At 50.9% G+C, this 24,896-nt stretch carries 24 protein-coding genes and 1 tRNA gene; 12 read left to right on the top strand and 13 right to left on the bottom strand.

Annotated elements, in window-relative coordinates:
* Positions 1-16: 16 nt before the first annotated feature.
* From FDW92_RS18415 to folD, 3 genes are all read right to left on the bottom strand, one after another.
* Positions 17-541 carry a metal-dependent hydrolase gene (locus tag FDW92_RS18415; protein WP_042309952.1) on the bottom strand — a complete coding sequence of 175 codons (525 nt, stop codon included), beginning with the start codon at positions 539-541 and terminating at the stop codon, positions 17-19.
* Between the two features lie 125 nt (positions 542-666).
* Complete coding sequence (gene ybcJ / locus FDW92_RS18420; RefSeq protein ID WP_016152124.1) at positions 667-879, bottom strand: ribosome-associated protein YbcJ; 213 nt, start codon at positions 877-879, stop codon at positions 667-669.
* 1 nt (position 880) lies between these two features.
* Entirely contained in the window at positions 881-1,747 is an 867-nt protein-coding gene (folD, locus tag FDW92_RS18425) for a bifunctional methylenetetrahydrofolate dehydrogenase/methenyltetrahydrofolate cyclohydrolase FolD (RefSeq protein ID WP_003021887.1), read from the bottom strand.
* Positions 1,748-2,322: 575 nt separating this feature from the next.
* Between folD and fimA the strand changes: the two genes are divergently transcribed.
* The 6 genes from fimA to sfmF all read left to right on the top strand — a co-directional run bounded on the left by fimA (position 2,323) and on the right by sfmF (position 8,392).
* The gene (fimA, locus tag FDW92_RS18430; RefSeq protein WP_042309949.1) at positions 2,323-2,877 is read left to right on the top strand and encodes a type 1 fimbrial major subunit FimA; all 555 of its coding nucleotides are present in this window, start codon (positions 2,323-2,325) and stop codon (positions 2,875-2,877) included.
* Positions 2,878-2,954: 77 nt separating this feature from the next.
* Positions 2,955-3,488, top strand: coding sequence for a type 1 fimbrial protein subunit FimI (fimI, locus tag FDW92_RS18435; protein WP_042309947.1), 534 nt, complete (start codon positions 2,955-2,957; stop codon positions 3,486-3,488).
* Positions 3,489-3,529: 41 nt separating this feature from the next.
* Positions 3,530-4,222, top strand: a complete 693-nt coding sequence (gene fimC / locus FDW92_RS18440; RefSeq protein ID WP_042309945.1) for a type 1 fimbria chaperone FimC — start codon at positions 3,530-3,532, stop codon at positions 4,220-4,222.
* A 7-nt stretch (positions 4,223-4,229) separates the two neighbouring features.
* The gene (locus tag FDW92_RS18445; protein WP_042309942.1) at positions 4,230-6,851 is read left to right on the top strand and encodes a fimbrial biogenesis usher protein; all 2,622 of its coding nucleotides are present in this window, start codon (positions 4,230-4,232) and stop codon (positions 6,849-6,851) included.
* Between the two features lie 4 nt (positions 6,852-6,855).
* The gene (fimH, locus tag FDW92_RS18450) at positions 6,856-7,863 is read left to right on the top strand and encodes a type 1 fimbria D-mannose specific adhesin FimH (protein WP_042309941.1); all 1,008 of its coding nucleotides are present in this window, start codon (positions 6,856-6,858) and stop codon (positions 7,861-7,863) included.
* A complete protein-coding gene (gene sfmF, locus FDW92_RS18455) occupies positions 7,856-8,392 on the top strand; it encodes a fimbria assembly protein (protein ID WP_042309940.1) in 537 nt (178 codons plus the stop codon). Before fimH ends, sfmF begins: the two co-directional genes overlap by 8 nt.
* A 49-nt stretch (positions 8,393-8,441) precedes the next feature.
* On the opposite strand, the gene fimZ is transcribed toward sfmF, so the two are convergent.
* The 3 genes from fimZ to fimW form a co-directional block, all read right to left on the bottom strand.
* The gene (fimZ, locus tag FDW92_RS18460; RefSeq protein ID WP_038638509.1) at positions 8,442-9,074 is read right to left on the bottom strand and encodes a fimbria biosynthesis transcriptional regulator FimZ; all 633 of its coding nucleotides are present in this window, start codon (positions 9,072-9,074) and stop codon (positions 8,442-8,444) included.
* Positions 9,075-9,660: 586 nt separating this feature from the next.
* Entirely contained in the window at positions 9,661-10,383 is a 723-nt protein-coding gene (locus FDW92_RS18465; protein WP_042309938.1) for a hypothetical protein, read from the bottom strand.
* 386 nt (positions 10,384-10,769) lie between these two features.
* The gene (fimW, locus tag FDW92_RS18470) at positions 10,770-11,363 is read right to left on the bottom strand and encodes a fimbria biosynthesis transcriptional regulator FimW (protein WP_042309936.1); all 594 of its coding nucleotides are present in this window, start codon (positions 11,361-11,363) and stop codon (positions 10,770-10,772) included.
* Positions 11,364-11,400: 37 nt separating this feature from the next.
* Between fimW and FDW92_RS18475 the strand changes: the two genes are divergently transcribed.
* Positions 11,401-11,580 carry a hypothetical protein gene (locus tag FDW92_RS18475; protein ID WP_042309935.1) on the top strand — a complete coding sequence of 60 codons (180 nt, stop codon included), beginning with the start codon at positions 11,401-11,403 and terminating at the stop codon, positions 11,578-11,580.
* Positions 11,581-11,618: 38 nt separating this feature from the next.
* Positions 11,619-11,695, top strand: a tRNA-Arg gene (locus FDW92_RS18480).
* A gap of 38 nt (positions 11,696-11,733) precedes the next feature.
* On the opposite strand, the gene torS is transcribed toward FDW92_RS18480, so the two are convergent.
* Complete coding sequence (torS, locus tag FDW92_RS18485) at positions 11,734-14,496, bottom strand: TMAO reductase system sensor histidine kinase/response regulator TorS (protein WP_072014767.1); 2,763 nt, start codon at positions 14,494-14,496, stop codon at positions 11,734-11,736.
* A gap of 82 nt (positions 14,497-14,578) precedes the next feature.
* Between torS and torT the strand changes: the two genes are divergently transcribed.
* The gene (gene torT, locus FDW92_RS18490; RefSeq protein ID WP_042309933.1) at positions 14,579-15,610 is read left to right on the top strand and encodes a TMAO reductase system periplasmic protein TorT; all 1,032 of its coding nucleotides are present in this window, start codon (positions 14,579-14,581) and stop codon (positions 15,608-15,610) included.
* On the opposite strand, the gene torR is transcribed toward torT, so the two are convergent.
* Positions 15,583-16,275 (bottom strand): two-component system response regulator TorR, encoded by a 693-nt coding sequence (gene torR / locus FDW92_RS18495; RefSeq protein ID WP_042309932.1) that lies wholly within the window; start codon positions 16,273-16,275, stop codon positions 15,583-15,585. The two genes, torT and torR, sit on opposite strands and share 28 nt — an antisense overlap.
* 131 nt (positions 16,276-16,406) lie before the next feature.
* On the opposite strand from torR, the gene torC reads away from it, so the two are divergent.
* Genes torC through torD form a run of 3 tightly spaced genes read left to right on the top strand, consistent with a single transcriptional unit; the run spans position 16,407 to position 20,726 of the window.
* Entirely contained in the window at positions 16,407-17,585 is a 1,179-nt protein-coding gene (gene torC, locus FDW92_RS18500; protein ID WP_042309930.1) for a pentaheme c-type cytochrome TorC, read from the top strand.
* A complete protein-coding gene (torA, locus tag FDW92_RS18505; protein WP_042309928.1) occupies positions 17,575-20,115 on the top strand; it encodes a trimethylamine-N-oxide reductase TorA in 2,541 nt (846 codons plus the stop codon). Before torC ends, torA begins: the two co-directional genes overlap by 11 nt.
* Entirely contained in the window at positions 20,112-20,726 is a 615-nt protein-coding gene (torD, locus tag FDW92_RS18510) for a molecular chaperone TorD (RefSeq protein ID WP_042310173.1), read from the top strand. Before torA ends, torD begins: the two co-directional genes overlap by 4 nt.
* Positions 20,727-20,792: 66 nt before the next feature.
* Here the strand turns inward: torD and uspF are convergent, their stop codons facing one another.
* The 5 genes from uspF to cusR all read right to left on the bottom strand — a co-directional run bounded on the left by uspF (position 20,793) and on the right by cusR (position 24,726).
* Positions 20,793-21,221, bottom strand: coding sequence for a universal stress protein UspF (uspF, locus tag FDW92_RS18515; RefSeq protein ID WP_038638520.1), 429 nt, complete (start codon positions 21,219-21,221; stop codon positions 20,793-20,795).
* Positions 21,222-21,384: 163 nt separating this feature from the next.
* Entirely contained in the window at positions 21,385-22,188 is an 804-nt protein-coding gene (locus tag FDW92_RS18520; protein WP_137400675.1) for an MBL fold metallo-hydrolase, read from the bottom strand.
* 83 nt (positions 22,189-22,271) lie between these two features.
* Positions 22,272-22,481: a hypothetical protein gene (locus FDW92_RS18525; protein WP_042309925.1), complete on the bottom strand. Its 210-nt coding sequence runs from the start codon at positions 22,479-22,481 to the stop codon at positions 22,272-22,274.
* A gap of 120 nt (positions 22,482-22,601) precedes the next feature.
* Positions 22,602-24,053: a Cu(+)/Ag(+) sensor histidine kinase gene (locus tag FDW92_RS18530; RefSeq protein ID WP_042309923.1), complete on the bottom strand. Its 1,452-nt coding sequence runs from the start codon at positions 24,051-24,053 to the stop codon at positions 22,602-22,604.
* Entirely contained in the window at positions 24,043-24,726 is a 684-nt protein-coding gene (cusR, locus tag FDW92_RS18535; protein ID WP_038638530.1) for a copper response regulator transcription factor CusR, read from the bottom strand. Before cusR ends, FDW92_RS18530 begins: the two co-directional genes overlap by 11 nt.
* Positions 24,727-24,896: the final 170 nt, after the last annotated feature.

A 24,896-nucleotide genomic window follows, 5' to 3' on the forward strand; every position in this document is an offset into this window, starting at 1 on the left:
GCGCCATCAGGCACTATTAATGACGTCTGTACCACCACAGCACACCCATCATCATCACTCCCGGTAGCCACACCCATAATAATTCCGAAATAATAACCTGATGCCCGTAAGGGGTCGCGTAGCGTGACAGCGCGAACGGCGCGACTTTAATCACCTGCCACGGCGCGAAAAAGCGTTCATCCGACCACGGCCACAGCCAGCCGACGCCTTTGCCGCCGGTGGTGACAGAATCCAGCAGACTGTGCGACAGCAGTGAAAGCGTCAGGAATAGCCAGCAGCGAATCAATCCGGCTTTAAACCATCGTCGGCCAATCAATACGCAAAGTAGCGGCACGACAAAGGCGAACAGCAGTGAGTGGGTAAAGCCACGATGACCAAACACGTTGCCGTAGGCGACGCCAAGCTTAAACGACAGCACGTCGGCATCCGGCAGCATAGCCAGAATGACGCCGGTAAACAGTAATCGCGGGGGAATGACTTTAAGTCCGAGACCTAATCCTAAACAGAGTGGAACGGCCGCGTGAGTAATGATGGTTGGCATGATGTTCGCTTCGTGTGGAAAAACAACATGCTAGCCGTTCACTGTGAAGTAGGGATGAAGTCATTATCTGAAAATGAGATGGGGAAGTGGCCGGACGCGGTGTTAACCTCATCCGGCACTCGGGGTCACGCCACGACGTTAATGCTGTGGCCTTCAAAGCTGACGGTCTGTCCGGCAACGATTTTACAGCGTTTGCGCGTTTCAACAGCGCCATCGACCTTCACTAAACCTTCGCCAATAGCAATCTTTGCCTGGGCGCCGCTTTCGCTCCAGCCTTCCAGCTTCAGCAAATCGCAGAGTTCAACGTGAGGGTGTTTACCCAGTGAAAATGTGGCCATCTTAAACGTCCTTTACATCATGGTATTCAACACACGCCTGTAGCGTGTTTTCGATAAGTGTGGCGACAGTCATTGGGCCTACGCCGCCCGGTACCGGCGTGATATATGACGCACGCGCGGCAGCATCTTCAAAGACCACATCGCCAACAACCTTACCATTCTCCAGACGGTTGATGCCGACATCAATCACAATCGCACCTTCTTTGATCCACTCGCCGGGAATAAAGCCAGGTTTGCCGACAGCAACAATCAGCAGGTCCGCATGTTCTACGTGGCGACGCAGATCTTTGGTGAATCGGTGGGTGACCGTGGTGGTGCAGCCAGCCAGCAGCAGCTCCATGCTCATCGGGCGTCCGACAATATTTGAGGCGCCAATCACTACGGCATTCAGACCATAGGTATCGATGTTATAACGCTCAAGCAGAGTGACAATCCCGCGCGGAGTACATGGACGCAGACGCGGCGCGCGTTGACACAGACGACCAACGTTATACGGGTGGAAACCGTCTACGTCTTTATCCGGTGCAATACGCTCCAGCACTTTAACGTTGTCGATACCTGCCGGTAATGGCAGTTGTACCAGGATACCGTCGATGGTGGTATCTGCATTGAGCGTATCGATCAGCTCAAGAAGCTCCGCCTCGCTGGTGGTTTCAGGCAGGTCATAAGAGCGGGAGACAAACCCCACTTCATCACAGGCTTTGCGTTTACTCGCGACATAAATCTGCGAAGCCGGGTTGCTACCTACCAGCACAACAGCCAGGCCTGGGGCGCGTAATCCAGCCGCTAAACGCGCCTGAACTTTTTGAGCAACCTCAGAGCGCACCTGCTGCGCAATCGTTTTACCGTCAATAATCTTTGCTGCCATCAGAGAGAGGATTCCGTCTGTTACGTTAAATCGAAGGGGATGTCACTATTTTGTCAGAAGCAGAACGTGCTGTCAGTTTTCGTTTGCGTTTTTACGTGCGATTGCGGGGAACGCGGTCAGCGGGCAGGGTCGGTTCAGACGCTGAGACCGTTCACATAACTCATGATCATGCTAATTAAATTTAACGTCAATGAAACAACTCATCACCCTGGTGTTTTCAAGGTTAATGCACCATAAACCAGTCTGTTACGTCTGATTATGGTGTCTTTTACCTCATTTTTACCCAGAATTTTCCTGGATCCCAATAAGAATTAGCCAGGAGCATTAAAAGGATTTGCAGGTATTTTTCATTAATTGAAATGTTTAATTTAACGCTGTGACGAATAGTCATATTCGCGAAGATTAATTAGTGAATCAAATACTCAGGAGAGTAGGGGTAAAAAGTTAACTAATTCTCTTGCGATATATATCTTTACAGGATGCAGAGATAATTAGCCTGACATTTAATGTCGATAATGATTCAAACGGATCCCGCAGGACGCCGGAGCCGGATGTATGTAATTCAAGGGAAATCCATGAAACGTAAATTAATGACCTCTTCTGTTATTGCCAGCCTGATGTTAGTTGCGGGCGCAGCGGTTGCGGCCGATCCGGTAAGCGTTAGCGGTGGTACCGTGCATTTTGAAGGTGAACTGGTCAATGCAGCCTGTGCAGTCAGCACTCAGTCATCCGATCAGGTTGTTACGTTAGGCCAATATCGTACCGCCAGTTTTGCTGCAGTAGGCGACACGACGGCACAAATTCCGTTCACTATCGTACTGAACGACTGTGACCCGAAAGTGGCTGCGACCGCCGCGGTTGCTTTCTCTGGTCAGACTGACCTCATTAACAATAACCTGCTGGCCGTTTCCTCCTCGGATAACAGCACTACCGCGGGCGGTGTAGGGATTGAAATTCTGGACAATACGTCCACCGCGCTGAAGCCGGATGGAGCAACCTTCTCTACCGCTCAGGCGCTGGTAGAAGGGACCAACACCCTGCGTTTCTCTGCCCGTTATAAAGCGACCGCGACCAGCGCTACGCCGGGTCAGGCGAATGCCGACGCGACGTTTATCATGAAGTACGAATAAGCCGTTTAGATTCGCGCAAGGATGATGTTCGCCTCATTGGATGAGGCAATATCCGGGGATGAAAAAGGATGCGGCAGATGATAGGGAAAGGCGTGGCGCTGGCGGGAATGCTGTGCGTAATGCCTGCGCTTGCTCATACGGTAATACTGGAAAGCGGGCGCCTCCACTTACGAGGGCAGCTCGTTAACGGCGCCTGTACGGTCGCCACCGACAGCCAGAATTTGCGGGTGCAAATGGGGCAATATCGTACCAATGCCTTCTCCGGAACGGGAAGCTTTGCCTCTACCAGCGTACCGTTTTCACTGCGATTAACGTCGTGTAGTTCTGATGTTTATGACCACGTCGGGATTGCGTTTGCCGGTGTGACGCCAGCGGAAGATCCGCAGGTATTTCTGGCCAGCGGCGATGCGTCTGCATCTTCGGGGGTTGGTCTGGCGCTATTTGACGAGCGACAACAGCAAATAATTCCGAATGCTCTACCGCTTCATTACGCGCCGATTATCACCCAAGAGATGACGTTTCATTTCACTGCTCGCTATCGGGCCGTCTCGGAAAATATCACACCGGGAATACTTCGTTCAGACGTGTGGTTTACGTTGGTTTATCCCTGATTTATTTCCCAACGATAATCGCATCAAAGGTATTTGTAGCTATGTTTAATAATCTAAAATCAGGTTTTATCCTTTTACTGGCCTTATTTTCTGCTGCCAGTGTGCAGGCAGCCGGAGGCATTGCATTAGGCGCTACCCGTGTTATTTATCCAGCTGATGCCAAACAAACTTCGCTGTCTATTAGCAATAGCGATACCAAAGAACGTTACCTGGTAAATTCATGGATCGAGAATAGCGCAGGGGTTAAAGAAAAATCGTTTGTCGTGACGCCTCCGTTGTTTGTCAGTGAGGCTAAAAGCGAAAACACATTGCGTATCATCTACGCAGGTGCGCCACTGCCCAAAGATCGTGAGTCGCTGTTCTGGATGAACGTGAAAGCCATTCCGTCAGTCAATAAGAACAGCCTTGAGGGTAAAAACGTTTTGCAACTGGCGATTTTGTCGCGCATTAAACTTTTTGTCCGCCCAAATAATCTGCCGCACATCCCGGAAGATGCTCCCGGCATTCTGCAGTTTTCCCGTTCCGGCAACCACCTGAAAATCAACAATCCGTCTGCGTATTACGTCACGTTGGTCAACCTTAATGTGGGGAAAACGAAGATCGATAACGTCATGGTTGCACCGAAAAGCGATACGCAGGTACTGCTGCCAACGGGCGTACAGGGCAACGTTACCTTCCAGACGGTCAATGATTATGGCGCGGTGACCACCGCCAAAACGGTAAGCGTGCGTTGAGATAACGATGAATAAGACAACGTATTTTCCTGACCTGTTACCGGGGGTTACGCCACCGCTGGCGGGGGTGGCGTTGTCCACGCTGGCGGCGCTCTTTCCCTCTTTAAGCCATGGGGAAAGCTATTTTAATCCGGCATTTTTATCTGCGGATACCGCAACCGTGGCGGATTTATCACGTTTTGAAAAAGGTAATCATCAGCCTGAAGGCGTTTATCGTGTGGATATCTGGCGCAATGATGAATTCGTTGCTACCCAGGACATTCGTTTTGTCAGCAGTGCGGGAAAAGCCGGGGAGAAGTCTGGCGGACTGATGCCGTGCTTTGGACTCGACTGGGTGAAGCGCCTGGGCGTTAATATTGCCGCGTTTCCGGCACTCAGTAAGGATCCGAACGCGACCTGTATCAATTTGCCTGAGGCGATTCCTGGCAGTGAAATTGCTTTTGATTTTTCTACTTTGCGCTTAAACATCAGTCTGCCGCAGGCGTCGATGTTAAACAGCGCGCGCGGCTACATTCCACCGGACGAGTGGGATGAAGGGATCCCGGCCGCGCTGGTTAACTATAACTTTACCGGTAGCCGTGGGAGCGATACTGACAGCTATTTCCTGAGCATGTTGAGTGGCCTGAACTATGGTCCCTGGAGACTGAGGAACAACGGCGCGTGGAGCTATTCCAAAGGCGACGGATACCATTCACAAAGCTGGAAAAACATCGGTACATGGCTTCAGCGCGCGGTTATCCCGCTGAAGGGTGAACTGGTGATGGGCGACAGCAATACCGGAAATGACGTTTTTGACAGCGTCGGTTTTCGTGGCGCGCGACTTTATTCCTCAGACAGCATGTATCCCGACAGCTTGCAAGGCTATGCGCCTACCGTGCGGGGCATTGCGCGTACCGCAGCGAAACTGACTATTCGTCAGAATGGCTACGTGATTTATCAAAGCTATGTTTCACCTGGCGCTTTTGCAATAACCGATCTTAACCCGACCTCCTCCAGCGGTGACCTTGAGGTGACGGTGGATGAGAAAGACGGTAGCCAGCAGCGCTATACGGTGCCGTACTCCACGGTTCCGTTGTTACAGCGAGAAGGGCGTTTCAAGTATGACGTGGTTGCCGGGGATTTTCGCAGCGGCAATAGCCAGCAATCCTCACCGTTCTTTTTCCAGGGAACATTAATCGCCGGGTTACCAGCGGGTTATACCGCTTATGGTGGTACACAGTTAGCCTCACGTTACACCGCGCTGGTTTTAGGTACCGGGCGAAATCTGGGGGATTGGGGGGCCGTTTCCGTCGATTTAACCCATGCGCGCAGCCAACTGGCGGATGACAGTACGCACCAGGGGCAGTCTTTGCGTTTCCTGTATGCGAAGTCATTGAACAATTTTGGCACTAACTTTCAGCTTCTGGGCTATCGCTACTCTACCCGTGGCTTCTATACCCTCGACGATGTCGCGTATCGCAGTATGGAAGGCTATGAGTACGAATACGACAGTGAAGGCAATCGCCACGACGTGCCAGATGTGAAGAGTTACCACAATCTGAGCTACAGCAAGAAAGGCCGTTTCCAGATCAACATTTCGCAGAATCTGGGGGATTACGGATCGCTGTATATTTCGGGTAGCCAGCAAACGTACTGGAATACTTCTGACACCAATACCTGGTATCAACTGGGCTATGCCAGCGGTTGGCAGGGGATTAGCTATTCACTATCCTGGTCGTGGAATGAATCGGTCGGCATCTCCGATACTGACCGCATCTTGGCATTCAATATGTCAATCCCGTTCAGCTTGCTGAGCGGGCGGCGGTACTCGCGTGATAATGCCTTCGATCGCACCTACGCCACCTTTAATGCCAACCGCAATAGCAACGGACAAAATAGCTGGCAGAGCGGGATCGGCGGTACGTTGCTGGATGGCCGTAACCTGAGCTATAGCGTGAATCAGGGTCACAGCAGTACTAATGGTTACAGCGGAAACGCCAGCGCTAACTGGCAGGCGGCCTATGGCACGCTTGGCGTGGGATACAACTACGACCGCGACCAGCATGACTACAACTGGCAGCTTTCCGGCGGCGTGGTAGGACATGCGGATGGCATTACGCTTAGTCAGCCGCTCGGCGATACCAATGTGTTGATCAAAGCGCCAGGCGCTCAGGGCGTGCGGATAGAAAACCAGACCGGCGTGCAGACCGACTGGCGTGGATACGCGGTGATGCCGTATGCCACCGTCTATCGCTATAACCGCGTCGCGTTAGACACCAATTCAATGAATAACAATACCGATGTGGAAAACAACGTCAGCAGCGTCGTGCCAACGCAAGGGGCATTGGTGCGAGCGGCGTTTGATACACGTATCGGGGTGCGGGCGTTGATGACGGCGAAATATGCCGGTAAAGCTGTGCCATTTGGCTCCGTTGTGCGTGAAAACACCAGCGGCGTGACCAGTATGGTGGGTGAAGACGGGCAAATTTACCTGAGCGGCCTACCGCTTAAAGGCGAGTTGCTGATCCAATGGGGGGAAGGCGCAAACGCTCGTTGCGTGGCGCATTATGCCTTGCCTGAAGAGAGCCTGAAACAGGCGGTGACGCTCACGAATGTGACGTGCGAATCGCCAGCGGCACGACAGGAATAATACGATGAAACGACAAACAGGTTTGTTACTGGCAAGCGCGTTACTGCTTATGGCACAACCGTCCTGGGCAACGGTCTGCCAAAATTCGAATGGCACACCAACGGATGTTTTTTACGATCTGTCGAATGTCTTTAACAGCAGCAACAACCAACCGGGACAGGTGGTGACGTTGCCGGAAAAATCAGGCTGGATTGGCGTCAATGCCACCTGTCCGGCAGGGACGACGGTGGATTACACCTATCGAAGCTATGTCACTGAACTTCCGGTTCAAAGCACCGAGGGCGGTTTTCAGTACCTGAAACTTAATGACTACCTGCTGGGGGCTATGAGCATCACCGACAGTTACGCCGGGTTGTTTTATCCCCCGCGTAACTATATCCGCATGGGGACTCACCCTAACGTGCCTAAGCAGCAACCTTTTGGCGTAATGGATTCAAAGCTGGTGTTTAAACTCAAAGTGATCCGCTCATTTATTAACATGGTGCCCATTCCCCGGCAGACAATGTTCAGAGTCTATGTCACCACCAGTACCGGAGATGCGCTGAGTACGCCGGTTTACACCATTAGTTACAGCGGTAAGGTGGAGGTTCCACAAAACTGCGAAGTGAACGCCGGGCAGATTGTCGAGTTTGATTTTGGCGATATTGGCGCATCGCTGTTTAGCAAGGCGGGCGCGGGCAACAAGCCCGAAGGTATTAATCCGCAGACTAAAACGGTGGCCATAAAATGCACCAACGTTGCCGCTCAGGCCTACTTAACCATGCGGGTAGAAGCGGAGAAAGCCTCCGGGCAAATGATGGTTTCAAACAACCCGGATTTAGGTTTCATTGTCGCTGACAGCCGCGGTAATCCACTCACGCCCAACAATCTGTCCAGTACTATTCCATTTCAACTGGATGACAACGCCGCGGCGAGTGTTGGGATCCGGACATGGCCGGTCAGCGTGACGGGCAATAAACCTACGGAAGGGCCTTTTACTGCCCGTGGCTATCTGCGAGTGGACTATGACTAATAAGCAAACGCCCTCCGCATGGGTATTTCTGGCGATTATGCCGATGCTGGCATTCAGCGCGTTATGCCAGGCCGCCTCGTCGCTGGGGGAAATCAATATTGAACTGCGCGGTAACGTGGTGGATTTTACCTGCGCGGTGATTGCCAGCGACAGCAATAAGTCGGTTGATTTAGGCACCTGGCCGACAAAGCAGTTACAGACCAGCGGCGACACCACTCAACCGGTCTCGTTTACGCTGAAGCTTGAAGGCTGCCCGCCGGGATCCGCGTCGATAACGTTTTCCGGGACCCCGGCCCCAGGCACTACGCTACTGGCGCTCGATAACGCGCTTATGGCGCAAAAGGTGGCTATTGAGCTGCGCGATAGCGACCGGACGCGATTGCCGCTTGAGCAGGCCAGCCAGACCGTCGGTATTGATGAGAATGGCAATGCCACGCTGACTTTTTTTGCCAACTATATCGCGCTGGCTGATGGGGTGCAGCCCGGTGTCGCCAGAGCTGATGCCACGTTTATGATTAACTATAACTAATCATTGCGCTGACAAAACACTCCCGAACGACATCTCGCCGGGAGTGTTGTTACATTAATTCATGCATTTTAGCGTAGTCGATCAGTTCAACGATGGTATGTAAACCGAGCTTGGAGTAGATATTAGCCTTATGAGCGCTAATCGTTTTATTACTGAGTAGCAACTGTTCAGCAATTTCCTTGTTGGATAGCCCGTTTGCCAGATAACGCAAAACCGTCACCTCGCGGTTAGAGAGCGGCATATCATTTAATACACCTTTTTGCACATTTACATTGTTAATAAAGTTCAGTGTATCAGAAGGGAAAAAAGAATATCCTGATAAAATCATTTTTACCGCATTGTAGATATCATTTAGATCCTTTCGTTTACTGACAAAACCATTTGCCCCGGCGCGAATAGCGCGCCCGGCATAAAAAGACTCAGATTTTGAAGACAGAAATAGCACCCGAGTATTCTCCTGCAATGATTTTATTCTCTTGAGTAATGTAAAGCCATCAGAGCCAGGCAGTTCAATATCCAGGATGACAAGATCGACAGGGTACGTGCGTAGATGTTCTATTGCCGCGCGGCTGTCATCGGTTTTCAGCACAACCTGAATATTACTGTTTTTTTCGAGGAGTACTTCTATCGACATTCTGACAATAGGGTGTTCGTCCATAATGATAACGGATGCTGGTTTCATTGTTGTATGCCTCAAACTGTTTGCGTATCTTGCGAATTTGATAAAACATCAGGCGTTATAATATTGTCAAATAGCCAAGAGTTGTTCTGAGGAGAACCGAATAAATACTATTTCGTCCTTGTTTATTCGGTTGTTCTTCTACAGAACAATGAATTTGTGGAACATCCATTTCACACTGGAAAAACTAACAATTAATCAGGAAACAGTGAGGATTATACCTGCTCCGCTCTTTCGGAAAAGACTTACAACATCCCGATTGTTAATGGCAGTTAGGATGTTCTGAAAGATCCAGATGTGTTAATGACTATTGGCATTATTTATCTGTGGTTCGAATTATGGCAGATTGAAAATTTATTTTAAATAGTAAAAACGATACAATAAGCTAATTGTTTAGGTTTTGTTAAGTCAGCGGGAACACTATTTTCGAGCGATGTACGCAGAAACAGTAAGGTTAAGTGTGGAAGAGGTGGTATCTATAATACCAGGAATAGTTGTAAATATTAAATATTTGTGAAAATTGGATCAATTTTCCCATGTAAAAATAAGTAATTTCTTAAAAAATCTTACTGTACATGGAGTTATGGTGTTAAATTAAATGATGAGAGGTAACGTTGAGACGATGTATCAGATGCAAAAAGCGCTGCCGGTTTGGTAATCCCAGGCGGGTAATCAACTGGTTCAGGCGATAGATGATGCGGTGGTAGGGTTGTGTCTGTAACTGCGCAATCTTTTTTAAGGAGTTACCTTGTAAAAGTAAGGTCACCATATCCCAATCGACCTGCTTTATGCGCCTCGAATGAATATAATTTAGCACCGGGGATAATAACGCCTGACGCATCTCTGGGAGGTGTAGACTGCGTGATAAGATATAAAAGGGGCCAGACAGTGATATAAAGGTTTTAAGATCTTCATCATGACTGGAAAGCAATATGAAGATTTGGATATCATTCCGCTGTTTAAGTAGTTGGCGCAGGCACTGAAGAATATCGAAGTAAGAGCTTGTTAAGCCTTCTATATCAACCACTAACTGACTAATGACCGACTTTTGCAGGCAGACCAGCGCCGATTCAATGGACCGGAAGATCGCGGTGCGCGTGCCTGAGAATAAATGGCGGCTCAGTGTATAGGCAAGATAATAGTCCACTGTAATAATCGCCTGAGATATAGTATCGCCCGGTATGGTGTATTCGATTTTTTGCGCCAGATACTCGATTTGGTCGAATACTTGTGAGGTACAGTGGGGATATTGATGGGTACAGTTAGCGTTTCGTATACGGCGATGTCGTTCCCGGCGTTTTGCGCTGTGCATCCGTTTCCATTCCATTTCTGTTGCGGCAGGTCTGGATAAATTGCTGACAACAAACATCCCTGACCCAAATTTTTCCAGCGCGACGGTGAGTTCCCTTGTGCCGTTGGGTTTCAATGTCTTCAACAATCACCAGACTGGCAATTGAGTATCCCATCAGAATAATCTGCCGGAAGTTTTCTGATGTCTTACTCAATGCCCAAAAGATCGTTTTATCCAGTGCAACCTCTCTCTGGGATTAGTTAAAATATTACCGGGTGTGCCTTTCGGTTACCTCATGAATAGTATGACTGGATTATTCTGGCAGTCAGTTGCCAGGTACAGTAGGAGCCGATACTTAATTGATGGTGAGATATTTCTCAATAAAAAATTAGGCGGAGAGGTTCCACCTAATTTTGTAGAAAGTTCAGATGCGCCCGGATGTATCTTAAGAATTGCTGATCGTTTTTCACGTGCAGCTTTTTCATAATGCTGCGACGGGTTGCTTTGGCATGGATATCGCTGATTGAGAGCAGGTGAGCGGTTTCGGCTAACGTATATCCGCTGGCAAGAAACATTAAGAACTGGCGCTCTGCGATAGAAAAGTTGCGGGTGGTGCAGTAATGGCAGATAGTCGCCGGTACGCTGTTGCGTAACGCGCGTTTTTGCAAGATGAGGACTAATTTTTTGGTGATCTCGTCAACGTCATCTTCCCGATAGATCAGCGGCAACATGTACAGGCAGGGCCGGAACATCAGCTTATCTTTATCGTTTCTGTTGCAGATCACCACCCGGTGTTGGTGCCTGGTGTGAACCGGAACCTGATAGCATTCAGCGCTGAGCCAATCTTCATCCAGTGAGATAAACGCGATGTCGGCGCGATCGATCTCCTCGACAGGCAAAAAACTAATCTCCTGATGCCACTGATTTGCCAGATGGGAAATAATGATTTTCAGCCCGTGTTCAAAGTGACTATTTTCTTCCTTGATGGCGATACTTAACATTGAAGAATTCCTGAACCGCTGGAAAGAGGGTAGGGGAATGTTAAGCAAAATCATAAATATTCTAAATACATGTATCCTTAAATCTGGCGCTATGTGGGCTGAGTTGTTACCAGGTGATTTCCTGGATACCCTTGAACGACCAGAAAAAATCAACATTCGTACACTTCGCCAGCAACTGAAACAAAAGGCATTGACTCAGCAAGCGCTGACCGTATAATTCACGCGTTTCTCTGCATGAAGTTATCACTTCACAATGCGCCCTTAGCTCAGTTGGATAGAGCAACGGCCTTCTAAGCCGTAGGTCGTAGGTTCGAATCCTACAGGGCGTACCATTTCAAAGTAAGCCCCAATTCTTAGCTTCTGCGTATCGCTACGAACCTTCCTTCTCCAGCCATATTTCTACTTCATTAAGACTGCGTTGCACTTCCTCTCTGAGTGAAAAGTCCGCAAACGGCTGTTGTTCTAGCGCTGCACACATCTTGCTGGCTGAGCGCATTCCCATGCTGGCACAACTGCTTTTGAGCTGATGCGCCAGGCGCTTTAGCCGCTCGTATTCGCCTTCTGCGCGTGCAGCGTCAATGTCATCTAATAAAGGCAGGGTATGTTGCTTAAAGAGTGCTAACCATTCATGTACTTTTTGCACTCCCATGGCCTGGATATCGTCGGTCAATTGCTGGGTGTCCAACCGTGCGCTTTTACCCCCAGGGATTTGCGAAGTGGCTTCGTTATCGCGCAGATGCAGATAATGGGTAATCAGCCGACTGAGTTCATCCCGGGGGACCGGTTTTTGAATAATGCCGAGAAACAAGGCGCTGGTTCTTTGGCTAAGCGTTTCGTCGATAACGTGCGCGCTAAAGCCAATCAGGTTAAGCCCTGGATACGCGCGGATTAACTGTTGTGCCAGCGTGATACCGTCGATATCCGGCAGATCGAAATCAACCAGGGCAGCGTCATAACGAGCATCTTTCTGCAATATTTTTAGTGCGTTAGCAGCGCTGTCGGCAGCGGTGACCTGCGCACCATTGAGAGTGAGCATTTCCGTGCTGATGCGCTGCGTGAGGGGATTATCCTCAATAAGTAATAAACGCAAACCTTGTAACGATACCCTGTGTTGGATGGATTTAACCATGGGCATTGCGGCCGCGCGTAATGGTAAACGCAGTCGAAAACAGCTTCCGACACCGGGTGTACTGGTAACGCTCAATTCTCCCTGCATCGCCTGAGCCAGACTTGCGCTGATGGTGAGTCCCAGCCCGGTTCCCCCACGTTTGCCGCTGACTTGTACAAACGGCTGAAAAATATCGCGCTGACGGGAGGGGTCAATCCCACATCCGGTATCTTCAACCTCGATATACCAGTCTTTGTTTTCACGCCGGCTACGCAGGATGATGTGTCCATGATCGGTAAAGCGTAGTGCGTTGTTTAATAAGTTAGTAATAATTTGTCGGATACGCCGCGGATCGCCGCGTAGGGCAATGGGTACGTCATCGGCAAATTCCGCTACCAACTCGACGGGGCTACCCGCGACGCGGCCATGCATTAGCTGAAGCGAACTTTCCAACAAGGGTTTGTGTTCAAAAGGTTCATCGCCGATCGCTACATTTTTACCACCTGCTTCGATGGCGGAATAGTCCAGAATATCGTTAAGGATGGTCAGTAGAGACTCGCCCGAGTCGGTGATGGCGCGTAAATTGTCCCGATGTTGCGCCAGAGCGGGATTGTCTGAGAGCAATTGCGCGGTGCCAAGGATCCCATACAGCGGAGTGCGTATTTCATGGCTCATGGCGGCAAGAAACGCCGATTTTGCCTGGTTGGCTTTTTCGGCCTCAGCGCGCGCTTGTCGGTGTTCATATACCAGAGAACGAAGCTCTGCGGTGCGAGCTTTAACCTGAGCAGCCAGATGCTCACGATGGCTATTGAGCGTATGAACGCTGGTACGAAAGGCATCCATCAAACGACCAATGGTATCCAGTTCGCGAACCCCCGCGGTTTCCGGGAAGGGGGAATCAATATCGCCTTCCAGAAGGCGCTGTAACGCCTGCGTCTGCTGTGCCAGCGGACGGGTGACTGAGCGATAAACCACACGCCAAAGAATGAGAATCAACAGACACAATGAGACGCCGCTCAACAGCAACAACAGGTTTTGCCCGCGCTGGCTGGCTTGTTTGAGATGCGCCAGTCCGGTCTGGTTGCGTTGGCCGATGATTTCCACCAACTGACTGACTTCGCTACTGAAACGGGTGAATTGCTCGATATTGTTCTGCGATAAGATCTGTAACCGGGTGGTGATGTCATTATCCTGACGATACAGGGCCAGCAGATCAACATAGCGGCCAATCGTATCGACGGTATTGGCAACCTGATCGCGTACCACCGGATCCTCAATACGAATTTGTCGGCGGTGAAGCACTCTCACGGCGGCATTGAGCTGGGTTTCCAGCGCCGCCAGATTATTCTGCGCCTGGTTATTCCCCAGATTCATCACCATTTGCTGCATCCGTAACGCGCTCAGACGCAGTTCGTTCATCTGATTGTAATATTCCAGATCGATATCAATGAGCCTGTCCAGCGCTTGTTCAGCGGCCTGGCCCTGACGGCCCTCGATCAGATCATAAATGCTTGCCTGAGTTGCCCCCGCAGACGTGGCGGCATTATTGGCCTGTCCGCGCGCCATTTCGGCTACGTCTGTGGTGGCCTCAACAATTTGCTGGCTGAGTTGCTGCTGTTGATCGCGTAGCTTCAAACGCTCGCCAACCATCTCCCCCTGATGGCTTAACGACTGGGCGATCTCTTTTTCCTGTTGTTCAATGGCCGAGGTGTCAAAGCCCTGCTCACGAAGGGTTTTCAGTAATGCAGTTATTTTCAGGCTTTGGGCGGTTAACATCCGTCCCTGAGCCAGCCACATGTTTTCATTATCTGCGGTGGTCAGATTCTGCGCGGCAAACAGTTCCCAGGCGCTGGCTTCGCTGAGCTGACGCGCCATATCCATGGTCGGGATAAGCGCCTGAGTATTGGCCTGCTCAACCTGGCTGACAAAACGCAGGTTATACCAGCCTACCAGCGTGCTGATGAGGGTCAGTGTCGCCATCAGCGCAAAGCCAATCCACAGTCGTTTGGTCAGAGATAAATTCACTGTCTGGTCGCCACAGATTAAAAAGGTTGAGTCCAAAAGAGGAAAGCAACTAGGATAAAGCCTTATCAATGATGAGGCTATCATGCGCGTATTGCTTTTCCTGCTGATCACACTTTTTCCCGGTCTGGGTCACGCGACCGAGTCCCTATTGCTGCGCTGGCAGGGTCCGCGACAGGCTGTACCGCAATCGCAATTGACCGTGACGGCAAACAAGGCATGGAAACTGTGCGCGCTGTATCCGAGTCTGAAGGATTCCTATTGGCTTTCAGTCAATTACGGCATGCTTGAGGCCGCGAAAAAATATGGGGTAAGCCTGAAGGTGTTTGAAGCGGGAGGGTATCGACAGTTTAGCACGCAAAAATCGCAAATCGCCCAGTGTCAGCAATGGGGCGCGGATGCCATTTTGTTAGGCAGTAGCACGACGACTTTTCCGGATTTGCAGGCGCAGGTGGGCACGCTGCCGGTTATTGAGGTGGTGAATGCGATACATGACGCAACGGTGAAAGCCCGGGTTGGTGTGCCGTGGTTCCAGATGGGGTATCAGCCAGGTCGCTATCTGGTTAAATGGAGCGGTAGCAGACCACTAAAAGTTTTATTATTGCCAGGCCCTGACGACGCGGGCGGCAGCCGCGAAATGGTGGATGGATTCCGCCAGGCGATTGCTGGTAGTCAGGTACAGATTGTGGATATGGCGTTGGGTGATAATGATATTGAAATACAGCGTAACCTGCTGCAGGAGATGCTTGAGCGTCACCCGGATGCCGATGTGGTTGCCGGTACGGCAATTGCGGCAGAAGCGGCGATGGGGGAGAGGCGTAATCAGGGAACGCCATTGACCGTGGTCTCTTTTTATTTGTCGCATCAGGTGTATCGCGGGCTTAAACGCGAAAGAATTATTATGGCTGCCAGCGATCAAATGGTCTGGCAAGGCGAACTGGCGATTCAGCAGGCTATCAGGGTGTTACAAGGACAGTCGGTGCCGGAAAATATCAGTCCGCCGATCCTCGTGCTTACGTCGAAAAATGCCGACAGCCGGCATGTTCAGCGCTCATTGTCTCCCGGCGGATTTCGACCTGTTTATCTGTATCAGTACACATCGGCTGCTAAAAAATAGCCTTCTCCATGCTGTGTCACCAGCAAATCGGCCCGCAGCTTGTGGCGCAAACGGCGGATCAGAACGTCCACGGTGCGTAAGTCAGGATTATCTACCCGTCGTGCGGAAAGCATGCGTAATAAGCGTTCCCGACTGAGAATCTCCCCCGGATTAGTGACAAAGGCGACCAGCATTTCATATTCGGCGCGGGTAAGTTTGATGGCCTCATCGCCAAGCTCCAGGGTATGGCGGGAGACATTCAGACAATATCCGGCAAACTGATAGCAGTTGTCTTTGGTCTCCGGCTGCGCCTGGCGGGCAAGATCGATCCGCCAGAGCAAATTTTTCACCCGAACCACCAGTTCACGTAGCTCTAACGGTTTAGTGACATAATCATCTGCTCCCATTTCCAGGCCAACGATACGGTCGATTTGGTCGCTGCGACCCGTCACCAGAATGATGCCCACCGTTGAGCGTTCGCGCAGGGCGCGCGTCAGCATTAAGCCATTTTCGTCCGGGAGATTGATGTCTAACAGAATCAAATCGGCAGGGTGTTGCAACATGATTTCACGCAGGCCGGCTCCGCTGGCGGTGACTGAGACGTGATAACCTTCCTGTTCGAAGTAAGCCTGTAACCGCGCCTGGGTGACCGGCTCATCTTCAACAATGACAATGTGATGCGACATCCTGGGTGCTGTCTCTTTCTGTTCATATCTGTTCACATTGTGCCGTAAGCCATTCATCCTGACCAGTGTTGCTGTTCACATTTGGGAAATAAGATCCTCTGTAACTAAACCATATAATTACAGGGGCTATTATGCGGAAACTATGGAGGGCTCTGCTCAGACCGAGCGCACGTTGGTCAGTGTTGGCGCTGGTCGTTATCGGGATTGTGGTCGGCATCGCGCTGATCGTCTTACCGCACGTTGGCATTAAATTAACCAGTTCAACCGAGTTTTGCGTGAGTTGTCACAGCATGCAGCCGGTTTATGAAGAATATAAACAGTCGGTGCATTTTCAGAATGCCTCCGGGGTGCGCGCAGAGTGTCACGACTGCCACATTCCATCAGATATCCCTGGTATGGTGAAACGTAAGCTGGAGGCCAGCAACGATATCTACCAGACCTTTGTTGCCCACTCTATCGATACGCCTGAGAAATTCGAAGCCAAACGCGCCGAGCTGGCGGAGCGCGAATGGGCGCGAATGAAAGAGAACAACTCCGCAACCTGTCGTTCCTGTCATAACTATGATGCGATGGATCACGCTAAACAGCATCCTGAAGCCGCGCGCCAGATGAAAATTGCGGCGAAGGATAACCAGTCCTGTATTGACTGCCATAAAGGCATTGCGCACCAACTTCCCGACATGAGCAGCGGTTTCCGCAAGCAGTTTGATGCGCTTCGCGCCAGTGCGAATGATGATGGCGATACGCTCTACTCCCTTGACATCAAACCTCTGTATGCCGCGAAAGGTGATAAAGAACCCGCAGGATCACTGCTGCCCGCCTCTGAAGTCAAAGTATTAAAGCGTGACGGCGACTGGCTGCAAATCGAAATTGTGGGCTGGACCGAGAGTAACGGACGTCAGCGAGTGTTGGCGCAACTGCCGGGTAAGCGCATTTTTGTGGCTTCTATTCGCGGTGATATCCAGCAGCACGTGAAAACGCTGGAACAAACCACCGTCGCAGAAACGAATACGCCGTGGAGTAAGTTGCAAGCCACCGCCTGGATGCACAAGGGCGATATGGTTAACGACATCAAGCCGATTTGGGCGTATGCCGACTCACTCTATAACGGAACCTGTAACCAGTGCCACGGCGCCCCAGAGAAAGAACACTTTGACGCCAACGGCTGGATTGGCACGTTGAACGGCATGATTGGGTTTACCAGTCTGGATAAACGCGAAGAACGTACCTTGCTGAAATATCTGCAGATGAATGCCTCTGACACCACGGACAAGCCACATAGCGCTACGGGAGAAAGCAATGAAAAATAACGATCTCTTTCAGGCATCTCGCCGACGTTTTCTGCTGCAATTGGGCGGTTTGACCGTAGCCGGTATGGTAGGACCCTCTCTACTCACACCGCGTAGCGCCAATGCCGCCGAGGTACAGGGAACAGGTGTTAGAGAAGGAATTTTGACCGGTTCTCACTGGGGAGCAATCCGTGCCACCGTGGTTGATGGACGTTTTATCGAGGCGAAGCCGTTTGAGCGTGATAAGTACCCGTCCAAAATGATCGCCGGACTGCCGGATCATGTGCACGGTAGCGCGCGTATCCGTTATCCGATGGTGCGCGTTGACTGGTTACGTAAACGACACCAGAGCGATACCACACAGCGCGGCGATAACCGCTTTGTGCGCGTTTCCTGGGATGAAGCGCTGGACTTCTTCTATCAGGAGCTGGAGCGCATTCAGAAGACCTATGGTCCAAGTGCGCTGCTCACGGCCAGCGGCTGGCAATCAACCGGCATGTTCCATAATGCTTCCGGCATGCTGGCGCGCGCCATTGCGCTGCACGGCAACAGCGTGGGCACCGGGGGAGACTATTCCACCGGCGCCGCTCAGGTGATCCTGCCGCGGGTGGTGGGTTCAATGGAGGTGTATGAGCAACAAACCTCTTGGCCATTGGTGTTGAAGAACAGCAAAACCATTGTGCTGTGGGGCTCCGATCTGATCAAAAACCAGCAGGCGAACTGGTGGTGTCCGGATCATGATGTCTATGAATACTACGAGCAGTTGAAGGAAAAAGTGGCGCGTGGCGAGATCTCTGTCATCAGTATTGACCCGGTCATCACCTCGACTCATGACTATCTGGGTCGTGATAAGGTTAAACACATTGCCGTAAATCCGCAGGCTGATGTGCCGCTACAGTTGGCGTTGGCGCACACGCTCTATACCGAGAAGCTCTATGATCCGCATTTTCTCGATAACTACTGCGTGGGGTTTGAACAGTTTCTGCCTTATCTGCTGGGAGAAAGTGACGGACAGCCTAAAGATGCCTTGTGGGCGGAAAAAATATGTGGGATCGATGCCGACACGATTCGTGAACTGGCACGGCAGATGGCGGGTGGTAGAACGCAAATTATTGCCGGCTGGTGCGTCCAGCGCATGCAGCATGGGGAGCAATGGGCGTGGATGATTGTGGTGCTGGCTTCAATGCTCGGACAAATCGGTTTACCCGGCGGGGGTTTTGGTTTTGGCTGGCACTATAACGGCGCGGGTACGCCAGGCCGTAAGGGTGTAATTCTGAGTGGTTTTTCTGGCTCTACCACCGTTCCTCCGATACATGACAGCACCGATTATAAGGGCTATAGCAGCACCATCCCTATTGCACGTTTTATTGATGCGATACTGGAGCCGGGCAAGAAAATTAACTGGAACGGTAAAACGGTGAAACTGCCGCCGTTGAAGATGTGCGTTTTCGCCGGGACCAATCCGTTCCATCGTCACCAGCAGATCAACCGCATTATTGAGGGCTGGCGGAAGCTGGAAACCGTTATCGCTATTGATAATCAGTGGACCTCGACCTGTCGCTTTGCCGACATTGTATTGCCTGCGACGACGCAATTTGAACGTAACGATCTCGACCAGTATGGCAACCACTCCAACCGCGGCATTATCGCCATGAAACAGCTGGTACAGCCGCAATTTGAAGCGCGTAATGATTTCGATATTTTCCGCGATCTTTGCCGCCGCTTTAATCGTGAAGAAGCCTTCACCGAAGGATTGGATGAGATGGGGTGGTTGAAGCGGATCTGGCAGGAAGGAAGCCAGCAGGGGAAAGGGCGCGGCGTTCATCTCCCGGCATTTGACGTCTTCTGGAATCAGCAGGAGTACGTTGAGTTCGAGCATCCGCAGATGTTTGTTCGACATCAGGCATTCCGCGAAGATCCCGATCTTGAGCCGCTGGGGACACCAAGCGGTTTGATCGAAATTTTCTCGAAAACTATTGCCGATATGCAGTATGACGACTGCCAGGGGCATCCGATGTGGTTTGAGAAAATCGAACGATCACACGGCGGGCCGGGGTCGCAGCGTTGGCCGCTGCATCTGCAATCCGTCCACCCGGACTTCCGTCTGCATTCGCAGCTTTGTGAATCTGAAGCGCTACGTAAGCATTATGCGGTAAGTGGCAAAGAACCGGTGTTTATCAACCCGCAGGATGCCAGTGCAAGAGGGATTTGCAATGGTGATATCGTCCGTGTATTTAATGCGCGTGGACAAGTGCTCGCCGGGGCAGTTGTCTCTGATCTCTACTCGCCTGGCGTCGTGCGTATTCATGAAGGTGCCTGGTACGACCCGGAGAACGGCGGAGAAATCGGGGCACTGTGCAAATACGGCAACCCGAACGTGTTAACGATAGATATCGGCACGTCTCAATTGGCACAAGCCACCAGTGCCCATACTGCGCTGGTGGAAATCGAGAAATATACTGGCAAGCTGGCGAATGTGACGGCATTCAGCGGCCCGATTAAAATGGTGGCGCAGTGCGAATATGTTCCGGCAGAGCAGGGGAGGTCATAATGAAAGACTCTTCCCTGACATCCGAGCAGGTGGCCTGCGTTTACGCCTGGCTGGCGCAGTTATTTTCCCGTGAGCGAGATGACGAAAGCCTGGAGCAGTTGCAGTCCAGCGAAATGGCGGAGTGGTTTGCATTGCTAAAAAGTGAGCCATCGCTTGAGGCGGAAGTACTTCTGCTGGAGGAAAAAATTGCGGCGCTTAAGATGCGTGAAGACGTCACTCTGGAACTGGCAGCTGATTTTTGCAGCCTGTTTCTGATGTCGGATGAACATGCGGCATTACCCTATGCGTCGGCTCATCTTGAAGAGGGACCGAACTACGGCGTCATTAAACAACTGTTATCTGATGCGGGCATGCAGGTCAGCAATACGTTTAGCGAGTCAGCCGATCACCTGGCGATTTTCGTCGAACTGCTGAGCCATCTGCATTTTTCACTGGCTGAAGCTGGCTTGCGTCATCGGCAAATTGACGCGCTGCGCAGAGAAACGCTGGCGGGGTTGTTACGCTGGTTACCGGAATTCACCGCTAAATGCTGTCGTTATGATGATTTTGGGTTTTATGGCGCACTGAGCCAGCTGTTGCTGGCATTGGTCAGGCTGGATAATCAGCACTGAGTGCTGACCTCAGTCGGAATAAAAACGGGCGAAAATTTACGCCCGTTTTTATTGTGTTAGCCAGTGTCAACGCACAACCAGCACCGGACATTTTGCATGGCGAACTACGGCAGAAGCCGTTGAACCCAGCAGGTAGGTGCTAAAACCGGGCTTATGCGAGGCGATGACGATAAGTTCGGCGTCAACCGCTTCCGCCAGTTTGAGGATCTGATCCTTCGGCGGGCCGTAAACGACGTGGATTTGACTCCTGCCAGCAGGAATGTTGAATTGCTTAACAATCTCTTCGAGTTTTTCGCTGGCCTTGGCCTGTAGACCACTGCGGTCCGGGAATTCGCTAGAGTAGGCCAGTCCCAGCGAGGCATAGAACGGAACGGTAGGAATAACGGCCAGAAAATGGACCTTGGCGGTTTTGGCATGCGCCTGAACCTGCGGCACAACATGGCGGGTTAAATCGGCTTCAGAGATATCAATGGGCACCAGAATTGAGCGATACATATTCACTACCTCCTGTTTGTTTACCTCTATCCTGAGTGTATCCAAGGTTGTCTCTGTATAATAAGTGACCAGATCAAGGTTACGTGCATAATTGTCGTTAATGATAAACGGGGAACGTAAGTTCCCGTTTTCTAATGCAGATGTGGGTCACGTTTTACCGCCTTTAGTTCGCCAGCACGATGACATCCCCCGTTGCCGGGGCTTTTGTTCCCGGTAGCCACAACCGTCCCCACGAACCGGTACAATGACAGCCGAGCAGTTTTTCCGGTTGCTGCTGCTTAATAAATTTCCGCGTCCGCCACAGCTTAGCGGGGGAGGCGGCGCGTAAATGGAACCCACCGATGAGGGCGTGAATTTTGCGAATGCCGGTGATGTTCTGGCAATGGCGGACGATATTTTCTATTCCCCGGTGCCCACAGCCGGTAATGATCACCAGCCCACGGTCAGATTTATAGATCAATACGCCTTCATCGCTGATGTAATCTGGCTGAGGTGTTTTCTCGCGAATAACACCATAGGTCTGCGGTGTGGGTACGTTAATTTCCCCGGACCACAAAAAACGATCGCTTATCGCCAACGGTTCGCGGGTGTATTCCATATTCAGACGAGAGTAGTCGTTATCGCGGGAGAGTTTTTTAATTTGTCGCGGCTTTCCCGCAAGCGTTATCGACGCGTAACGCTCGCAGGCTATTTGAGGATGGCAAATAATACGGCTGTTATCGGCAAGCCACGGGACGCCGCCACAATGATCGTAATGACCGTGTGACAGCACCACGGCGGTTAATTGCGTCAGGTCGATCCCCATTTGCGCAGCGTTTAGTATGAAGCTGTCATCCGGCCCGGTATCAAACAGTATGGTGGTGGTTTCATCCTGAATTAACAGACTTAATCCAGGCTTTGCCCGTAATGTTTTATCTGCACCAGCAGCGCGCCGGTTTTCAAGCAATACCGTGAGGGTTAAAGCCATGCCTGACTCCAGTCTTAAAATGGCATACTGTAACGCACTGCTTTTGAGAGCGCTGTGATCGCAGCGCCCTTTGGCGTTATCCGTTATCGCGAACTGTTTGCCTGCGCACGGTGTTTTTCCGCCTGCTGCTCATGGGCATAGGAATGAGCATTATTTGTCGACTGATGTACTACCATCGCTTTTTCATGTTCATTCATTTGTGAAAATGATTGTGCATGTGGTGACGTTTCGGCTGCATTAACGCCTGCTGAGATAAAAAACGCGATAGCTAAAAAAGAGGACATCTTATTCATCATATTTCTCCTGTGTGGGTTTACGGAAGAAATTATAATTAGCGCACGCTGTCAGTGACGTGACAGGAATATGACGGTTAAGTCAGAGAACAGGAATGACTTAACCGTTATTACCGGAGATTAAATTGCATGCCGGGGCAGCGTCAGAATAAAGCGGGTGGCATGTGAATCAGATGTCACTGCAACTTTTCCCTGATGGGCAATGACTATCGATTTCACGATCGCAAGGCCAATACCGCTGCCTTCTCCCTTACGTTGCCGGGAAGGATCTACCCGATAGAAGCGGTCAAATAGCCGCGGAAGATGTTGCGGAGGAATTGGCGGGCCGGGGTTCTCAACGACTATCTGCACCTGTTCATCGGCCTCTTTCACCCGCACGGTCACTGACTCGCCTTTTGGCGTGTAGCGCATGGCGTTTGAAAGCAGATTACTCATTGCCCTGCGTAACATTAACGGATCGCCAGATACCCAGCATTCGCGCCCCTCAAAGCGTAAACTAACCTCACGCTCTTCTGCCCAGGCTTCGAAAAAGTCGAACACTTTACTGACCTCATCAGCCAGATTGAGCGCGGTTTTTTCCGGGATCAGTTGATTGTTGTCCGCTTGCGCCAGAAACAGCATGTCACTCACCATCTTCGACATCCGGCCAAATTCTTCGAGATTGGAATACAGCACGTCCTCCAGCTCTTTTTGGCTACGGGTCTGGCTCAGCGCAATTTCTGTTTGCGTGACCAGGTTGGTAATTGGGGTGCGGATCTCATGGGCAATATCCGCTGAGAAATTCGACTGACGTTTAAAAACATCCTCGATGCGTTCGATCATGTGATTAAACGAACTTACCAGCTGTTCCAGTTCAATAGGCACGGCTTGCGGGTCGAGGCGTACGTCGAGATCTTTCGAGGTGATATTTTGGATGCGGCGACTGACATTACGGATAGGCTCATGGCCTTTATAAACGGCGAACAGCACGATAAAAACAATCATCATACTAATCAGCGATGCTGTCATAATCAGTTTGTTTTTCAGGTCATTAATATAGTGCAGATGAAAATCGATCGATAACGCCAGGTACAGCGTATATGCCGGTTTTCCATTGGCAAGCTGTCCGACAGGCAAACGAATCATGCGCCAGTTTGATGATGTCATCTGCCCGTGCGTATGTTTGGGCGTTTGCAGCATGGGACCAGATATAATAAAGACATCGCGGGCATGGGCATTTTTATCCGGCCTTGCACTGGCAATAAATTGCCGGAGATCCGGGGTGCCAGGTGAATGAAAAATAGCCTTCTGATTGCTATCTTCCAGAGAAATAATGACGTTCGAGTAACCCGCCACGACGTTTTTTAGCGTTTCCAGTCGGCGTGATTCAGGTTCGTTCGGTTGATTAAGAATACGCTCCAGCGTGGCGCTGATCTCTTGTAAATCATTGATGTCCTGCTCGGCGAAATGCACTTTTACTGAGTGGATCATTATCCATGCGAAGGCGAAAAATGAAGCGATAGTCGCCAGACTGATAAAAAAGGTCAGTCGCGTCGCCAGGGAAAAAGGGCGTTGCCATCGTTTACTGGCCATCAGGAACCTCAAGCATATATCCCACACCGCGCACGGTCTGAATCAGTTTCGGCTCAAAGTCATTATCGATTTTGGCGCGCAGACGCTTAACGGCGACGTCGATGGCGTTGGTATCGCTGTCAAAATTCATATCCCAGACCTGAGAGGCAATCAGCGAGCGGGGTAAAACTTCTCCCTGGTGGCGCAGGAAAAACTCAAGCAGCGTAAACTCTTTGCTGGTCAGGGTGATGCGCGCCCCGCTGCGGGTGACTTTTCTACTCACCAGATCAACCATTAAATCTGCGACCTGAAACTGACTTTCAACAATCACCGCCGCGCCCCGGCGTAATAGCGTTCTGACCCGCGCCAACAGTTCGGCAAAGGCAAACGGTTTGACCAGATAATCGTCAGCGCCTAATTCCAGACCTTTAACCCGATGTTCAATAGTACCCAGCGCGGTGAGGAGAAGAATGGGCATGCCTTTGTTGGCGCTACGCAGCATGCGTACGATATCCCAGCCGTTTACATCCGGCAGCATGATGTCGAGTATGAGCAGATCGTAATCGCCGGTCATCGCCAGGTGGTACCCGTTCAGGCCGTTGTCCGCCAAATCCACGACAAAACCTGCTTCCGTCAGGCCTTTTGTCAGATATTCACCGGTTTTTTTCTCATCTTCGACTATCAAAATCTTCATCGCATTCTCCTTCTCGCACTGCTTGTGCGGACTTTCAATTCTAGGGAAGCGGGATCGGATAGCAATCGGTTATTGGGAAAATGACAGTTTTGTCATTTTCCTGTCACCGGTTAAACAGAGTCACTTCGTTAAAGTACAACCCTATAAATTCCTGCATATTTTAGGGTCAT

The sequence above is a fragment of the Citrobacter sp. wls706 genome (genome assembly GCF_005281305.1).
In the GTDB taxonomy this organism is placed as follows: domain Bacteria; phylum Pseudomonadota; class Gammaproteobacteria; order Enterobacterales; family Enterobacteriaceae; genus Citrobacter; species Citrobacter werkmanii.

Bases quoted from the DNA above. Each gene is read 5' to 3' on its own strand.
- FDW92_RS18520 (WP_137400675.1), bottom strand. From the start codon at position 22,188: ATGGCTTTAACCCTCACGGTATTGCTTGAAAACCGGCGCGCTGCTGGT.
- fimA (WP_042309949.1), top strand. From the start codon at position 2,323: ATGAAACGTAAATTAATGACCTCTTCTGTTATTGCCAGCCTGATGTTA.
- torT (WP_042309933.1), top strand. From the start codon at position 14,579: ATGCGCGTATTGCTTTTCCTGCTGATCACACTTTTTCCCGGTCTGGGT.
- fimW (WP_042309936.1), bottom strand. From the start codon at position 11,363: ATGTTAAGTATCGCCATCAAGGAAGAAAATAGTCACTTTGAACACGGG.
- fimZ (WP_038638509.1), bottom strand. From the start codon at position 9,074: ATGAAACCAGCATCCGTTATCATTATGGACGAACACCCTATTGTCAGA.
- FDW92_RS18530 (WP_042309923.1), bottom strand. From the start codon at position 24,053: ATGGCCAGTAAACGATGGCAACGCCCTTTTTCCCTGGCGACGCGACTG.
- FDW92_RS18465 (WP_042309938.1), bottom strand. From the start codon at position 10,383: ATGCACAGCGCAAAACGCCGGGAACGACATCGCCGTATACGAAACGCT.
- FDW92_RS18415 (WP_042309952.1), bottom strand. From the start codon at position 541: ATGCCAACCATCATTACTCACGCGGCCGTTCCACTCTGTTTAGGATTA.
- folD (WP_003021887.1), bottom strand. From the start codon at position 1,747: ATGGCAGCAAAGATTATTGACGGTAAAACGATTGCGCAGCAGGTGCGC.
- sfmF (WP_042309940.1), top strand. From the start codon at position 7,856: ATGACTAATAAGCAAACGCCCTCCGCATGGGTATTTCTGGCGATTATG.
- torC (WP_042309930.1), top strand. From the start codon at position 16,407: ATGCGGAAACTATGGAGGGCTCTGCTCAGACCGAGCGCACGTTGGTCA.
- FDW92_RS18445 (WP_042309942.1), top strand. From the start codon at position 4,230: ATGAATAAGACAACGTATTTTCCTGACCTGTTACCGGGGGTTACGCCA.
- FDW92_RS18525 (WP_042309925.1), bottom strand. From the start codon at position 22,481: ATGAATAAGATGTCCTCTTTTTTAGCTATCGCGTTTTTTATCTCAGCA.
- FDW92_RS18475 (WP_042309935.1), top strand. From the start codon at position 11,401: ATGTTAAGCAAAATCATAAATATTCTAAATACATGTATCCTTAAATCT.
- fimC (WP_042309945.1), top strand. From the start codon at position 3,530: ATGTTTAATAATCTAAAATCAGGTTTTATCCTTTTACTGGCCTTATTT.
- torR (WP_042309932.1), bottom strand. From the start codon at position 16,275: ATGTCGCATCACATTGTCATTGTTGAAGATGAGCCGGTCACCCAGGCG.
- fimI (WP_042309947.1), top strand. From the start codon at position 2,955: ATGATAGGGAAAGGCGTGGCGCTGGCGGGAATGCTGTGCGTAATGCCT.
- torA (WP_042309928.1), top strand. From the start codon at position 17,575: ATGAAAAATAACGATCTCTTTCAGGCATCTCGCCGACGTTTTCTGCTG.
- uspF (WP_038638520.1), bottom strand. From the start codon at position 21,221: ATGTATCGCTCAATTCTGGTGCCCATTGATATCTCTGAAGCCGATTTA.
- fimH (WP_042309941.1), top strand. From the start codon at position 6,856: ATGAAACGACAAACAGGTTTGTTACTGGCAAGCGCGTTACTGCTTATG.
- ybcJ (WP_016152124.1), bottom strand. From the start codon at position 879: ATGGCCACATTTTCACTGGGTAAACACCCTCACGTTGAACTCTGCGAT.
- cusR (WP_038638530.1), bottom strand. From the start codon at position 24,726: ATGAAGATTTTGATAGTCGAAGATGAGAAAAAAACCGGTGAATATCTG.